Raw genomic sequence first — 15,164 nt, forward strand, 5'->3', positions numbered from 1 at the left:
TTATTTTTAATTCTAGCCATAAAATAAACGAATCGCTTCATTACTTGCTGATTTTTTTAATATAATTTGGGCATAGAAACTGAGATTATTAAATCATTGAGAAAAAGAACCCTTAAAGACATGAAGCATGTTACTCACATATGCTCCTGTCTACAGAGGACGAGGTGGTAAGCCGACATATTCTGAAATAAATCTGGACTCGGTTTTTTCATCGATACAGGGTAAGAGTTTATGTGCTTATTACGAAAGTACATTGCTTAGACTACTTGGCTTTTATGCCATAATTAAAAGAATTAATTATGGCATTATGGCTATTAGTCACCCTTCTCCAGAGCAAAATTTCCGGTTAGATTGATGGTGCTTATTCCAAAAGAATTGCTACTCGAATTCGTAGTAGAGGACGAGTTATTATTATTAAAATTAAATGTAGAAACGTAACGAAAATCTAGCCCAATAGTAGTGAAATCGTCGATATAATAATTAAATCCAATAATGCCTTGTGCTGCAAAGCCAAAACTTGAGGTATCGAAGCTTTCGTTGACGATTGGTGAACAAGTCCCCAAGGCAATGCATTGGTCATTACTTTGAAATACAGCATGGTTCAAAATATCAGCGCCTCCCACACCCACCCCCAGATAGGGAACAAAACTCACATTAGGGTCAGAAGATAGGAAATCATAAAACGCATTGAAAAATCCATATAATCCTATAGTATAACCATTAAATCCTAAGCCAGTATTAACAACTTCAGCAGGACATACTCCTTCAGGGCCTAAAACGGCAGGACTTATAAGTGTACAGGAGCCCGCACTTAATTGACCGTAATTATTGATATTAAACAGAAACTCGCCCTCTAATCGGAAGTTCTGTATTTTGTATCCAAGAGAAGTTCCCAATCCACCACCAACCGGCCCTAATTGTACTGTTCCTACAGTTCCTAGAGTAGGGAGTTGGGTCAGTGAAAAACCAAGATCAAGGTTTGTAGCATGACTCACCTGCCCCAGTAACCCCAAATATAACCCCTGAACCGGTTCCCAACAGAACGCACTGCTACTTGCCGCCAAACCCAATATAAATCCAAATTTAATTATCTGTCTCATTCTATATCCTATACTAATCCAAAGGACAAAGTGCGATGTTTTCTACTCAAGTTGAAAAGGCTATATGAAAACATACTTCCCATGCAAATTTTTTATTTAAAGATGTTGGCAGCTACCTCGAAAACTCTTCTTTGAGCAGAAAATTTATCTTGGAATAACTTAAGCCCTTCTTCACGCATCTTCAGTGCAAATTCAGTAAAATACACATTTAAGGACTCTCTATCTTCCAATTGATATTGAACTGTTAATTGCTCCTGATTTGTGTTCTCATTTTCAGGTTTTAAAATACTTGCTTGAATAAAGCCTGGAAGTTGAAGCATTTCTTTGACATGCTTTTTTAGCCATAATTGAAATTGAGGATAAATATCTCCATCAATGGCCAAATTTACTTCGTAGATAACCATACTCTTTCCTAAATTAAGCTCGAAATTAAAGCAACATAAAGACTCATCGCGTTTAGGTCAATACGAAGGTTACAATTAAATTGAATGTTAATCCAGTAAATCAAACAGCTTAAGAAATAAAATTTTTTTTGTGCTATTCTTTTGAAAAACAATGGATTCATAATTAAAGCCATGTAGTAACCAATTGCCCAGAATCGTAAACCCTCGTGTTTTTTAACACGACCATTCTGTTAATCTAGTTATATTCATCGACAATAGATAAGCCAAACAAGTTTCAAAAGTACAGCGTATTCAAAAATAGATTTTCAAAAAGCCCTAACTACATCACAAGTTGACGTAAGCTTTAGTGAGCCTGGCATAGGCATTATTTTATTTTCAGGAAAAATAACACGAAATCCAGGCTCCAAAATTTGTCCCAACGGATTCAATGAAATTTCCGATACCCGAACTTCAGCTCGTCTTTGCACTAATAAATGGTACATTAACAGTACATTTTCGCTATTTTGTAGTTTCAACCGGCAATGCTGTAGATATCTCTTGGCTTTTTGCTGATAAAACTCAGCATTTTTTTGTGGTGAGCTAAGGTTTTTAAGTAATTTTTTAGCAGCCCAAACCTCTGATTGGCTGAGATTTTTAATGAAGACTTCCCGCCAATTAGAAATAACTGTATTAGGGAGCAACTGCAAAAGACCACAGCGTGCTGATGAAAATACTGGATTAGTCCTATCTACATCTAAGACATCCAACATAAATTTTTGATCGATGATCCCATGTTGTATTAAATTATCGATTGCTAATTGGTCTGATTGAGCCTTAACTGGAGTGAGCCATGCGTGATCTGCATCATTCAAATCGGTTTCAGGAAAATAACTACCTCCTGTATTTAATGCAGCGTTATAAGAAGCCCTAGGTATTGAAATAACTTGTTCTTCTTCAGTCTGTAGCACGCGTGGATCAAGAAAAAACTCAACAGGAATATTCACTTCAGCATGCATTGCATGGTTAGGAAAAAAATCGGACATCAAATTGAGTTCAACGGGGCAAAATAGAGGTCGAAGCAGTTCCTGTAATGAGGGCGATTTTTTTGGATACACCGTCTTACTACGATTCAATTTTTTAAGACCAGTTAGGACGTTTTTCGCTAACTCCTCTGAAGAAACAAGGGTTTCCAAAATTTCTTGTAATGAAGCGTCAGGTTGTCTTCCACCAAAATCCAGCCCTCTAATTGGCTCCCACCAATCATTATGTGGTTTAGCTAGCTCTTTCATAATGGGACCTCCTGCACCGTGACAACCGGAACAGCGCAGTCTATTGCCAAATTTTGGATGTTGTGGATCAGGTTGGCGATGAAGTAACTCATTGTCGGCAAAGATATCTGATGAATCTCCTCGATAAAACCATTGACCTTGGATGCCATCACCACGTAATTCATAGAAATTAAATACTTCCTTTTGGGGATCCCACGCCAATGCTTCAACCATCAATGAATTTTTTTCCGGATTTTGATCTGCGATTAACTCATCTTCTGGATTAACTGCTGTAAAATGACCAAAGAAAAAGTCTCCTGCCTCAATAGATAAATGCTCATCTAATGTTTTAAATTCTCCCAAGACCATTTCAAATAAACTAAAGCTACCTTGATTGGGATTATGAAATCCCCGATTTGCTACCAACGTAGTTTCCAATTTCAAACCCGAGCTCTTGAGAAGCTGGCGCAATGCAAAAACATTTTTGGGGCATGAGACATCAGATAAAAGTAAAATCCCTAGTGCATCATGGGTACGTCCTGCAGTTTCCCCAGATGAATTTATGAGGGAACAGGCTGCAAAAGTAGGCTGAAACCAAAACACTACAATCAAGGAAAGCGGAGCTAAAAAATAATATAATCCTTTTTTCACAATGGTATTCCTAGGTTACTTTGCAAAAATTGTTAACAAATGAAAACTCCACTTTTATATTACTAGAGAAGAGGAAGTTGATTTTTGAACCAAGAACCATTTTGCAATTCATAGTTCATACGTGAACCTTTTAAGAAATCATTTTTATTAATTTTCAGAATTTGCCAGACATGTGGAATAACCTCCATGATTCCAAAAGATAAAGGGATTCCATCTGACGTTTCGGAGTTGCTTAAATAATAATTTCGCCAATATTCGTCCAAATAATTTTGCCAATATAAACTAGCTACTGGAAGATTGCTCTGACTTGTATCTAATCGCACGCTCCCCTCTACAATAATTTGGCCAAATTCCGGATTTACCAAACAAATGCTTACATTAGAACAATGATTTAAATGGCTCCATTTCGGTGAACGAGTATCGGTTAGAAAAATAAATGAACCCTTAGGAGTAAAATGATAAAGATCCATAGTTCTAACATAGGGTTTTTGGTTCATGACCGTAGTTACTTGAGCAAATACCCTATTTCTAGGAAAAGAAAACCACTGGCGTAAATAATGTTCAACGGTATGAATCAGTTCTGCTGAGTCGATAAGCATAAATTTCTTTTAATTCAAAATAAAAACACATCATAAAAACAAATACTCAATCAGTCAAAAATCCGCTTAACCCACTGAAAGATAATCAAAAACACAGTCAGGCCAAAATAAATGCACTTTTTACAAAAACTACTATACTTTTAAAACTTGGACGAACAGGAATTGAGTGATATGGATACCATTCAATTAGCACTAGATGTACGTTTTAAAAGGACTATTCAAAATTCGCACCGATTTTTTTTCAAACAACAGGACTTATTAGATGTAACCCACACCTTACTTTTTTCATATTCGGAGTGGCTCAGAAAAATTAATACAACTCTTAATAAAAGGGATGTAATACATCAAAATGAGCAAAAAAATAATGAGTTCAAATTTTTAATCAAATTCAACTTATTATTTTTTCTGACAGTTACAAGACAATTTAATGTCATTGAGCAATTATTTAAAACGCGATCCTTTACACAGAAGCAGTGTCATTCAATTGTTTTAGCTAAAAAAATAGACCGTAAAGCAAAACAAAAGAAAAGAAATCGCTTAACAGCATTATTTGCACCAAAGATTAGAACCTACAACCTGGAAAAAAAGAAACATGACGCTCATGATTTATCAGATATGAATCAGATAAAAATGTTTATGCAATTGTCACCTAAACTCAAGATAAAAAAAATAAAAACACCTGTAGAGGAGTTGGAACAATTGATGCCCGAGTACCATGAGGATGAATTGTGCATAGAAAAACCACATCTTTCATCAGCAGGACATACTAATTTAACTTTCTTTGCGAAATGTACAAAACAATCTATATATATAAAAAATCGTCCTTTTATGGCTCAGCGCCTTACTTTCTTCTCATCATCACCTCAATACAAACATAGAAGCACGAAGCAATGTTCACCAAGCTATAATTTAAACGAACAAAAAATAGAAAATAATATGAGGATTTGTAGTTAAAAGGGACTTACTTGTATGTTTGTTGCAGTTTTACTGCAACAAACCTATCTGTAGAACTAGAATGATTACAGCTTTAAACCGCACATTTAATGCACTCGATCCCACCCATATAGGGTCTTAAAGCCATTGGGATATGAATAGCTCCTTCTTTATCTTGATAATTTTCCATCAAAGCAACTAATGTTCTACCTACAGCAAGTCCAGAGCCATTTAGCGTATGAACCAACTCGATTTCGCGGGTTTGTTCATGTCTGTAACGCGCTTTCATGCGGCGTGCTTGAAACGATTCCATATTTGAACAAGAAGAGATTTCTCGATAGGTATTTTGACTGGGTAACCAAACTTCCAAATCATAAGTCTTTGCAGAGCTGGAACCCATATCCCCCGTACAAAGAGTCATCACTCGATAGGGTAGTTCTAAACGTTGCAAGATTGTTTCTGCATGATTAACCAATTGTTCCAAAGCGGCATAAGAATCTTCAGGTTTTGTAATCCAAACCAGCTCCACTTTTTCAAACTGATGCTGTCGGATCATTCCTTTAGTATCTTTACCATAAGAACCCGCTTCACTACGAAAACATGGCGAATGGCAGGCATATCGAATAGGCAAAACAGGTTCTTCCAAAAGAGCATCGCGAACTGTATTCGTTACAGGAATTTCTGATGTAGAAATCAAATAATATCCCTGATCCCCAGTTAATTTAAATAAATCTTCTTCGAATTTTGGTAATTGTCCTGTTCCCAACAAGCTATCTGCATTGACAATGTAGGGCACATAAATTTCTTGGTAACCATGTTGTTGCGTATGGATATCCAACATAAATTGGATCAATGCTCGATGTAACCTTGCCAATTGATTTTTCATAACTACAAAACGACTACCAGTCAATTTCGCAGCTAAGGAAAAGTCCATTTGGCCTAAACTATCACCCAATTCATCATGAGATTTAACCTGAAAATCAAAAGTTGGAATTTTACCCCAGCGTCTCACTTCCTGATTATGCTGCTCGTCTTCACCAACAGGAACAGATTCATGAGGTATATTAGGCAACCTTAAAGCAATTGCTTCAATTTGCTGTAACAAGCCATCCAACTCATTTTTCTTTTCATCTAACTCTTTAGCAAGACGATTCATATCTTCGCGCATTGGCTCAATATTCTCTCCGCGAGATTTAGCCTCACCAATAGCTTTAGAACGTGAATTACGTTCATTCTGCAATGCTTGTGTTGCAACTTGTAACGCCTTACGTTTTTCTTCTAAAGCAGTAAAAGATGAAACATCAAATTTAAAACCTCGCTTTAATAATTGCGTAGCGACAAATTGCGGATCATCGCGTAATAATTGAATGTCTAGCATAAAATATCACTCTACCTTATTAACCTACTCAGTTTACCTAACAATTCCACGGGTGGATTGATTTAAAGCATCGATCATCAGAACTACTTCAGGACATTCATTTTGCATCAACTCTAATTCAGCAACCGCTTGTTGTACTGTTAATCCCTTACGGAAAATTATTTTGTATGCACGTCGTAAGCCATCGATCGCTTCAGAAGAAAATCCTCGTCGACGTAATCCTACTGTATTAATACCACATGCAGATGTGGTATCTCCGGAAATCATGAGGTAAGGGAGCACATCTTTGGCTACATAAGAAGCTCTAGCAATAAAGGCATAGGAACCCACATGACAAAATTGATGTACTGCGGCATAACCTCCAATATTGGCATAATCACCAACCGTTACATGCCCTGACAACGCAGCATAGCTAACCAAAATAATTTGATTGCCAATCATACAATCATGACCTACATGGGAATAAGCCATAAAGAAGTTCTTGTTACCTATACGGGTAACTCCACCCCCTTTAACAGTTCCTCGGCTAATCATACAATATTCACGAATGATATTATCATCACCGATTTCTAATCGGGTTGGTTCACTTTTATAAGTAATGTCTTGTGGCGCATCGCCTACTGAAGCAAATTGGAAAATTTTATTATTTTTTCCAATTGTTGTTGGCCCCTCAATTACTACATAAGGACCAATCCAGGTGTTTTCACCGATTTCCACATCAGCCCCGATTACACTGCCAGGACCTACTGATACCCCTTTAGCTAATTTTGCAGTGGGGTGAATTATCGCTCGTTCATCTATCACTTTAGAATTTCCTTTGCAGCACTTAATAAATCCGCGGAACAGGCCAACTTATCACCCACATAAGCTTCGCCATGCACACGCCAAAATTCTCTTTTTCTGGCTAATATTTTTACTTCCAAGCGTAGCTGGTCACCCGGAGTAACTACATGTTTAAATTTTGCATTATCTATACCCGCAAAAAAATGCAAAATACCATAATTTTCTTCGGGTGTTTGAGATAATCCTGCTAAAAGTCCACTAGCTTGTGCCAACGCTTCCAGCATTAAAACTCCTGGCATAATTGGATTCTCTGGGAAATGACCAGAAAAATAATTCTCGTTAATTGTGACATTTTTTATAGCCGTCAAACAATCAAATGGGGTGTAATCTAATACCCTGTCTATCAAAATCATTGGATAGCGGTGGGGCAATATACTAAAAATCTGTTTTATATCTACAGGTTCACTCATACACAGTTTCTCGCTTAAATAAGTATGCTTAGCATGGTCCAAAAGTGAGGTCAAAAAAAAAACCATTATCCTAATTTAGAGGGTTCAAATCAATTGCTAATGTTAAAAACTTACTCTTCGTCCATTCTGCTTAACTTTTTCTCTAGGGCACCAAGCTTAACTATATAATCATCCAATCGTCGAAATCGTGCTGCATTACGACGCCAACGCCGGTGTTCATGTACTAAAGTTCCAGAGGAATAAATTCCAGATTTGGCAAGCGATTTACTTACTGTCGACATACCTGTGATTACTATGTCATCGGCCAAATGGACATGAGCCGCGATGCAACTAGCACCACCAATAATACAATCTGCACCAATTTGGGCATAAGCACCTACAGCAGCACATCCAGCAATGATTGTATTTTTACCAACCAATACGTCATGTGCAATCTGGACTAAATTATCAATACAGACCCCTTCTCCCAAATAAGTATCGCTTAAAGAACCTCGATCAATTACCGTATTAGATCCTACATGCACATCATTTGCAATAATTACAGCACCAACACTATATCCTTGTTGCCAGCGCCCTTGCTCCTTTAAATAATTGAAAGGAGAGGCACCAATGGCACAGCCAGAATTTATAACCACATAGTCACCTAACTGACAACCGGAATGGATTACCACTTCATGACCAATCTTACTGTACGCACCAATTCGGACTGAAGATTCAATAACAGCATTTGCTCCTATTGTAACTCCATCAGCAATTTGAGCATCTGCTCCAATTACACTGTACGCACCTATTGATACATCGTGACCTAATTGAACCGATGGATGAATTATAGCTGTAGAATCAATCCCAGATCTTGGAAACATGGGAGGAGATAAAAGCTGGGTAGCTTGTATCATCGCACGTAAAGGATGAGAAACGACGATACAATTTCCTCGATACAAATGCTGATGTTCGGCTCTGAGTAAGACCGCCCCAGCGGATGTAGTATCTAGAGCTTGACGCACTACAGAGTTATCGTAATAAGCAACATCCTGTAATGTAGCTCGGCTAAGGGAAGCAAAACAAAAAATGGCGTGATCCGCATTTCCATGCCACACGCCATCTAAATGATTTGCAAGTTCTACTAAAGTCAGCAAGTTGACATCGCCGAATTAGTTAATTGCTTTAACAACTTTATCAGTTACATCAAGAGTAGTTGCACTGAAAGGAGCCGCATCTTTTTGAACAATAAGATCGTACTTGTCATCTTTAGCAACTTTTGCAATAGCTGCACGAACTTTAGCGTACAATGCTTCCATTGCTTCGTTATTTGCTGTACTTAACTCTTGTTGATATTGTTGCCCATCACGCTCAAATTGTTGTTGTGCACTAACAATTTTCTTTTCCATTTCTTTCTTTTGAGTAGCGCTCAGGATCGCACTATCACGCTTGAACTTCTCCATATCCGCTTTAATGCCTGCTTCAACAGCTACAAGCTTGTCGCGACGCGGCTTAAATTCTTTCTCCAATTTCTTTTGGATTTCTTTGATTTGACTGGAAGTTTGCATGATCTTTTGTAGATCAACTACACCGATTTTTGCTGTATCAGCAAATGCGCCAGCCCCAAACACGCTGAAAACTAAGGCCATTATGACCAGACCTAACCGCTTCATAACTAATCTCCTAAATTAAAGAGCATGATGCTAGCATAATTCGAAATAGGTTGCGATATGTACAACATGATTTTCGATAATTTTGTAATAAATAAGAAATTTTCCTAACCTCACACTAAGCGTGAACGTGAGGTTAAGAAATTATTGATTAAAATCCTGAAGATAGAGCAAACTGGAAGACTTGTGTTTGATCGAATTGTTGAGGATTCAATGCCTTAGCCAAGCTAAATGCCAAAGGTCCAAAAGGAGAACGCCACTCAAGTGAAAGACCTGCTGAGTATCGCAAAGGACCTTCATATTTTCCGGTCAGGGTAGGTAAAGTATTCACCCCAAAGACGTTACCCGCATCAACAAAAACCGTTGTACGTACGTTATCTCGGCTCAGAGGATAAGGTAATATAATTCCCGCAGTTCCAGTAAGTAATAAGTTACCTCCCACTGAATTACGGTAGTTATCTAATGGACCTAAAGAGTAACTGTCATATCCGCGCACCTGACCAGGCTGTGCAGTACCCCCTGCATAATAATTCTCGAAAAATGGCAACCCATTATTGTTGAAGGAGTTTCCATAGCCTGCAAACCCTTGCACGGAGAAAATCCACCCTCGTGCTATAGGTTGATACAATCGCGCTTGATAAGAACCCTTGTAGTAGGATAACGAGTTCGAACTAGCAGGTAATGCAATTACGCCAGAAAGCTGTTGGTTAATGCCTCTTGTAGGATATGGGAATTGATCATAGCTGTTTCGGTTCCATCCTGTTGATAAACGAATTTCCTGGAAATGAGTTCCATAGATTTGCACGAAATTCTTAATAGGCACTACATTACCAACACTTTTGATTTCTACATCCTGATAGCCATAACCCAATTGCCATCTGCTTGTTTCACCAAGAGGTATACTATAATTCACGTCACCGCCATAACGGTTGGAGTTATATGTACTGACATTGAGGTTTCTGGGATCGACGCGTGCATAATAAAGATTAAGGCCACGTCCTATACCTGTCTCGGTATAAAAAGGATTATAGTAATTTACGGTGTAGTCTTGTCCCCATTTACTTGCAGTAAATGCAGCCCCCATGGAACGTCCTGTACCCATAAAGTTATGTTGATTTACTGAGGCATTCAATTGATAACCATTGGTACCATAACCAATAGAAGCACTCGCTTCAGCAGAAGGAGCTTCTTCTACTTGTACATCTAAATCAACCTGGTTGTTTGCTTCGGGTACTGGATTGGTTTTTACATCAACATTTTTTAAATACCCTAATAAGCGCAATTGGCGCTCAGACTCTTTAATATTATGAAGCGATAACAATCCCCCTTCGTCCTGACGAATTACGCTCCTCAATACATAATCACTAGTTTTGGTATTGCCATGGAATTTAATACGGCGAACGTATACATGCCGCCCTGGCTGCACAATAAAATTAATAAATACCGTTTTGTTCTCTTCATCGATTTGCGGTTCCGCATTAATTGCAGGAAAACCGTAACCAATATCTCCTAAAGCCAAACCAATAGCAGAAATTGAATCAGTCACCTTTTTACGTGAAAAAACAGCGCCTTTTTTGATTTGAATTAATGAATTAACTTTTTCAGGCGGCAATATCGGTTTTCCTACTACTTTATAGCCTGAAAAATGATATTGAGGTCCCTCTTCAATATGGACATTGATGTAAACGTCTTTTCTATCGGGTGATAACAATACCTGTGACGAGATAATTTTAAACTTTAAATAACCTCTATCCATGTAGAAGGAACGTAATGCTTCTAAAGATGCATCCATACCTGACTTGGAATATTGATCTTTTTTAGTAAAATAAGTAAAGATGCTAGATTTTGATAAAGCAAACTCTGGCAATAATTCATTAGTAGAGAAATCGTGATTTCCTATTATTTTGATTTGTTTAATCCGTGAAACACGTCCCTCAGAAATCGTGACGGTAATACCCACTCTATTGTCGGTTAAAGGACTAACTCGAGTTTCTATCCGCGCGTTATATTTCCCTCTAGCGTTATAGGCTTGCTTTAATTCTTTTTCCAAACGCTCTAAAGTGGATGTTTGAAATACACGTCCTTTCGCTAAGCCCATGTCCTTAAGGAATTCTTTCATTTTGTCGCTAGGAATTTCTTTATTTCCTACTACACTAATCGATCCTATGGTTGCTCTTTCAATCACATTGACAATTAAAGTGTTGCCTTGTCGCTCCAATGAAACAGACTGAAAGAAACCAGTATCATAAAGAGTTCGAATAATCTCAGCAGTTGATTCAGGACCTATCTCCTCTCCAACTTGAACAGGTATATAATTGAGTACTGTTCCAGTAGAAACACGTTGCAAACCGGTAACTTTAATACTTCGCACGACAAAAGTATCTGCTGCTATCGTTTGTGAAGACCAGGCTATGAGCGAGGAACAACAAACACCTAATATAAATTTACTACTGATTTTTTTCATTATTATTTTACGCCCAGTACTACGTGTACTTTTAATACTCAATCTCTGTACACCGAAAATTGAAACACTTTTTATAGGAAGTAGAAACTACTGTCAAGTTTTTGTTCCCTGACTTTGCCAATACTTTGCGATTGCGGTCTGATTAATCGTCCTAACTATCCAGCAAGTCTCGATAAATCATTCGTCAAAGCAATAAACATCAGCGCAGCTAATAGCAATAATCCCACATAGGCTCCTGCCGATTTTAAACTATCAGACAAGGGCTTACGTCGGACTGCTTCCAGTAGATAATAAAGCAAGTGCCCCCCATCAAGCATAGGAATGGGCAATAAATTTAATGCTCCTAAGCTTATGCTGACCAAAGCAAGGAAAAATAAATAGGAAGTTAATCCACTCCGTCCAGAATCACCTGCGCCCTGAGCAATACCAACTGGACCACTAATACTATTTAATCCTAAGCGGCCGGTAACCAACCTCCCCATCAAAGTAAATGTGGTACCGGTTAATTGTACTGTTTGTTTTAATGCGGTGCCTACAGCGGTTAAGGGATCTTGTCTTTCTAAACGTAACCAATGTGCTGGCCATTGGACCTTTTGTGAGCGCACACCTAAAAACCCTTCAATTTTATCTTTATTTTTTTGGCTTCCAGTGTGGACTATTATTTTTTGTATATTGCCTTTTCTATTAATAGATAAGGTTAATTGTTTATCTGGACGTGTCTGCACATAATCAACTAAAAATAGCCAATCATTAAAAGGTTTGCCATCCACGCTCAATATTTTATCGCCATTCTCTAATCCTGCTTTTGCTGCCGGAGTATTAGGAACGACTTCCCCAACTATTGGAGGGATTGAGGGGATAAAAGGTTCAATGCCTAGGCTTTGCAGGGCATCTGGTTTTTTACTATCTAATTTCCAATCAGTCAAAGGCAATGAAACCTGACGTTTATGCCCATCAGCCAAAGACTTCAATGTTAATTGAATTGTTTCCTGAGAACCAACAAGAGGCATGATTGCATACTGAAAATCGCGCCAGCTGTTTATTTTAGTATCATTCAGCGCGATGATTTCTTCTTTCGCTTTTAATCCAGATTGCGCCGCAATGCTATTAGGCTTTACCGATTCAATCATCGGTGCTAAAGATTGCATCCCGATAACTAATACCCACCATAAAGCGACAAACGCAAAAATAAAATTAAAAAAAGGACCAGCAAGAACAATTGCAGTTCTTTTCCAAAGAGATTGATTATTAAAGGCTAAATGACGCTCGTTCTCAGGAACATCTCCTTCGGATTCATCAAGCATTTTGACATAACCACCAAGAGGAAATAATGACCAGGCATATTCTGTTCCTTTTTTATCACACCAACGTGCCAAAATAGGGCCGAAACCAAAAGAAAAACGCAGTACTTTAACGCCGCACCAACGCGCCACTTGAAAATGGCCATATTCATGTACTGTAACTAGTAAGACTAAGGCCAAAAGAAAATACAGCAATGTTGAAAGCATAGTGGTATCCCAAATGAAGTAATACTCGAGAATTACTCTCTCAGAATTCTCCGGAACCTAGAAAGAAGTGCTTTTTACTATTGCACACTCGCGAAAAAACATCCTGTTTTATCGATTTATAAGCCCGGATGGTTTGAATAACCCTTGTGAGTAGTTACAAAGTTAGTCCGAAATAAAATAAAGGTAAAGCTGCAATTAAACTGTCTAAACGGTCTAAAATACCCCCATGACCAGGAATAATAGCGCCTGTATCTTTTAAATGACAACGACGCTTTAATATACTGATGAATAAATCACCAAAGATCGCAATAATTATAGTACATAAGGCTAAAATGAACCAATAAACACCGGAAACTGGATGAAAATAACTATAGCCAGCCCAAGCAATCAACATCGACAAGATAACCCCACCAGCGACCCCTTCCCAAGACTTTCCAGGACTAACTTGAGGAATTAACTTATGTTTCCCCATAAGTTTCCCACTAAGGTAAGCTCCTGTATCTGAGACCCAGATTAAAAACAACAAATACACCAGGGATGCCTTGCCATTAGATAAAGAATATAAATGAATAAGACTTTGAGCGAATAAGGGTAAGAGAATCAAGCATACAACTGCGACAATGCCAGGGTACCCCCAATATTTCTGTGAACCGGGAAAACTGAGGATGGCAAGAATATTCAAAGCCCAAACAATTAACCCAGCATATAACCAATATGAAAACAGATAACCACATGCCCATAAACACAAAAGCATCAACACAACAAATCCGGCTTGCAACTGCCAATTTTTTAAAGGGATCAATTGAAAACATTCTCTTACTGCAGCTAGAAAAATAACCAAAACGATACCAGCCAAAAGCCATTGATTACCATAAAAAATAAGCCATAAAACCAAGGGTACTAAAATGAGGGTTGTAATCAAGCGTTGTAAGAACATCTCTTGGTCCTTAAAGTTAGGATCAGTTCACATTTTACTAAAAATGTAATTAGACCCTAGAGTTAATTAGGAAATTTGCCCAAATCTTCTTTTTCTTTTATTAAAGGCAGCTAAGGCCAATTCAAGCTCATGCTCACCAAAATCTGGCCAATGCACTTCAGTAAAATAAAGCTCTGTATAGGCAAGCTGCCAAAGGAAAAAATTACTAATTCGTAACTCACCGCTGGTACGAATAAATAAATCAGGATCAGGCAATCCTACTGTGTCCAGATAACGAGCAAAACTAGTTTCATTTATATCATCTACTTTCAACTCACCATTCAATACCTCTTTGGTTATTTTTTTGGCAGCATTCACCAAATCCCACTTACCACCATAATTAACAACCACATTCAGAATTAATTGCTCATTTTTTGCGGTCAAAAGTTCTGCTTCTTGCATTTGTTTTTGCAATACAGGCGAGAGTAAACTTCGGTCCCCAGTAAATCGTAAGTGAATCCCGTGTTGATCCAATTCAGGAAGTTCCTTTCTTAATGACTCGAGAAACAATTCCATTAAAAAATTAACTTCTTCAGCAGGCCGAGACCAATTTTCTGAACTAAAAGCAAATAAGCTAAGACAAGGAATAGCTTTGGTCATACAACAACGAATCATTTTTTTTACTGATTCAACACCCGCTTTATGACCTTCTATACGCGGTAAACCTCGACTTTCAGCCCAACGACCGTTTCCATCCATAATAATGGCAACATGCTGAGGAATTTTTTGTTCCAAACTACTCATCCCAATATAATAAATGGTGCATAGTCTAACCTCTTTAATACAAAAATGTCACTACTGACAGCAGGAACAGTTGAGTAAGGAGACACTGCGTAAGACAGCAACCTATAGAGTTTGTTAAAGAAGCCACATATCAAAATGATAAATCGCTTCTTAAGAAAATTAGATGAGCACAAAGCATTATTTTGTGTGTTTAATATAAGGATACCGTTTTAAAGAGTAATTTAAGAGGCGATAGCTAAAGACATTATATGTTTAGAT

At 37.8% G+C, this 15,164-nt stretch carries 14 protein-coding genes; 1 reads left to right on the forward strand and 13 read right to left on the reverse strand.

Going from position 1 to position 15,164, the window contains the following annotated elements; all coding sequences use genetic code 11:
- Nucleotides 1-314: 314 nt before the first annotated feature.
- The 4 genes from ACWTEW_RS36230 to ACWTEW_RS36245 all read right to left on the reverse strand — a co-directional run bounded on the left by ACWTEW_RS36230 (nucleotide 315) and on the right by ACWTEW_RS36245 (nucleotide 4,001).
- Nucleotides 315-1,100, reverse strand: a complete 786-nt coding sequence (locus tag ACWTEW_RS36230; protein ID WP_454782838.1) for an outer membrane beta-barrel protein — start codon at nucleotides 1,098-1,100, stop codon at nucleotides 315-317.
- A gap of 92 nt (nucleotides 1,101-1,192) precedes the next feature.
- A complete protein-coding gene (locus ACWTEW_RS36235; RefSeq protein WP_454782839.1) occupies nucleotides 1,193-1,504 on the reverse strand; it encodes a DUF4286 family protein in 312 nt (103 codons plus the stop codon).
- A gap of 305 nt (nucleotides 1,505-1,809) precedes the next feature.
- Nucleotides 1,810-3,402 carry a hypothetical protein gene (locus tag ACWTEW_RS36240; RefSeq protein ID WP_454782840.1) on the reverse strand — a complete coding sequence of 531 codons (1,593 nt, stop codon included), beginning with the start codon at nucleotides 3,400-3,402 and terminating at the stop codon, nucleotides 1,810-1,812.
- A 62-nt stretch (nucleotides 3,403-3,464) separates the two neighbouring features.
- Nucleotides 3,465-4,001 (reverse strand): pyridoxamine 5'-phosphate oxidase family protein, encoded by a 537-nt coding sequence (locus ACWTEW_RS36245; RefSeq protein WP_454782841.1) that lies wholly within the window; start codon nucleotides 3,999-4,001, stop codon nucleotides 3,465-3,467.
- A 171-nt stretch (nucleotides 4,002-4,172) separates the two neighbouring features.
- On the opposite strand from ACWTEW_RS36245, the gene ACWTEW_RS36250 reads away from it, so the two are divergent.
- Complete coding sequence (locus tag ACWTEW_RS36250) at nucleotides 4,173-4,955, forward strand: hypothetical protein (protein ID WP_454782842.1); 783 nt, start codon at nucleotides 4,173-4,175, stop codon at nucleotides 4,953-4,955.
- Between the two features lie 73 nt (nucleotides 4,956-5,028).
- Here ACWTEW_RS36250 and serS read toward each other — a convergent pair whose 3' ends face one another.
- The 9 genes from serS to ACWTEW_RS36295 form a co-directional block, all read right to left on the reverse strand.
- Nucleotides 5,029-6,312, reverse strand: a complete 1,284-nt coding sequence (serS, locus tag ACWTEW_RS36255) for a serine--tRNA ligase (protein ID WP_454782843.1) — start codon at nucleotides 6,310-6,312, stop codon at nucleotides 5,029-5,031.
- A gap of 33 nt (nucleotides 6,313-6,345) precedes the next feature.
- On the reverse strand, nucleotides 6,346-7,116 hold the full coding sequence (lpxA, locus tag ACWTEW_RS36260) for an acyl-ACP--UDP-N-acetylglucosamine O-acyltransferase (protein ID WP_454782844.1): 771 nt from the start codon (nucleotides 7,114-7,116) through the stop codon (nucleotides 6,346-6,348).
- Nucleotides 7,113-7,565 (reverse strand): 3-hydroxyacyl-ACP dehydratase FabZ, encoded by a 453-nt coding sequence (gene fabZ / locus ACWTEW_RS36265; protein ID WP_454782845.1) that lies wholly within the window; start codon nucleotides 7,563-7,565, stop codon nucleotides 7,113-7,115. Before fabZ ends, lpxA begins: the two co-directional genes overlap by 4 nt.
- 110 nt (nucleotides 7,566-7,675) lie before the next feature.
- Nucleotides 7,676-8,701, reverse strand: coding sequence for a UDP-3-O-(3-hydroxymyristoyl)glucosamine N-acyltransferase (gene lpxD / locus ACWTEW_RS36270; RefSeq protein WP_454782846.1), 1,026 nt, complete (start codon nucleotides 8,699-8,701; stop codon nucleotides 7,676-7,678).
- Between the two features lie 15 nt (nucleotides 8,702-8,716).
- Nucleotides 8,717-9,217 carry an OmpH/Skp family outer membrane protein gene (locus ACWTEW_RS36275; protein ID WP_454782847.1) on the reverse strand — a complete coding sequence of 167 codons (501 nt, stop codon included), beginning with the start codon at nucleotides 9,215-9,217 and terminating at the stop codon, nucleotides 8,717-8,719.
- Nucleotides 9,218-9,365: 148 nt separating this feature from the next.
- Complete coding sequence (gene bamA, locus ACWTEW_RS36280; RefSeq protein ID WP_454782848.1) at nucleotides 9,366-11,678, reverse strand: outer membrane protein assembly factor BamA; 2,313 nt, start codon at nucleotides 11,676-11,678, stop codon at nucleotides 9,366-9,368.
- Nucleotides 11,679-11,833: 155 nt separating this feature from the next.
- Nucleotides 11,834-13,186 carry an RIP metalloprotease RseP gene (gene rseP / locus ACWTEW_RS36285; RefSeq protein WP_454782849.1) on the reverse strand — a complete coding sequence of 451 codons (1,353 nt, stop codon included), beginning with the start codon at nucleotides 13,184-13,186 and terminating at the stop codon, nucleotides 11,834-11,836.
- Nucleotides 13,187-13,340: 154 nt separating this feature from the next.
- Nucleotides 13,341-14,123 carry a phosphatidate cytidylyltransferase gene (locus ACWTEW_RS36290; RefSeq protein ID WP_454782850.1) on the reverse strand — a complete coding sequence of 261 codons (783 nt, stop codon included), beginning with the start codon at nucleotides 14,121-14,123 and terminating at the stop codon, nucleotides 13,341-13,343.
- Nucleotides 14,124-14,189: 66 nt separating this feature from the next.
- Nucleotides 14,190-14,897 carry an isoprenyl transferase gene (locus ACWTEW_RS36295; protein WP_454782851.1) on the reverse strand — a complete coding sequence of 236 codons (708 nt, stop codon included), beginning with the start codon at nucleotides 14,895-14,897 and terminating at the stop codon, nucleotides 14,190-14,192.
- Nucleotides 14,898-15,164: the final 267 nt, after the last annotated feature.

It is taken from the genome of Legionella stuttgartensis (assembly GCF_977063405.2).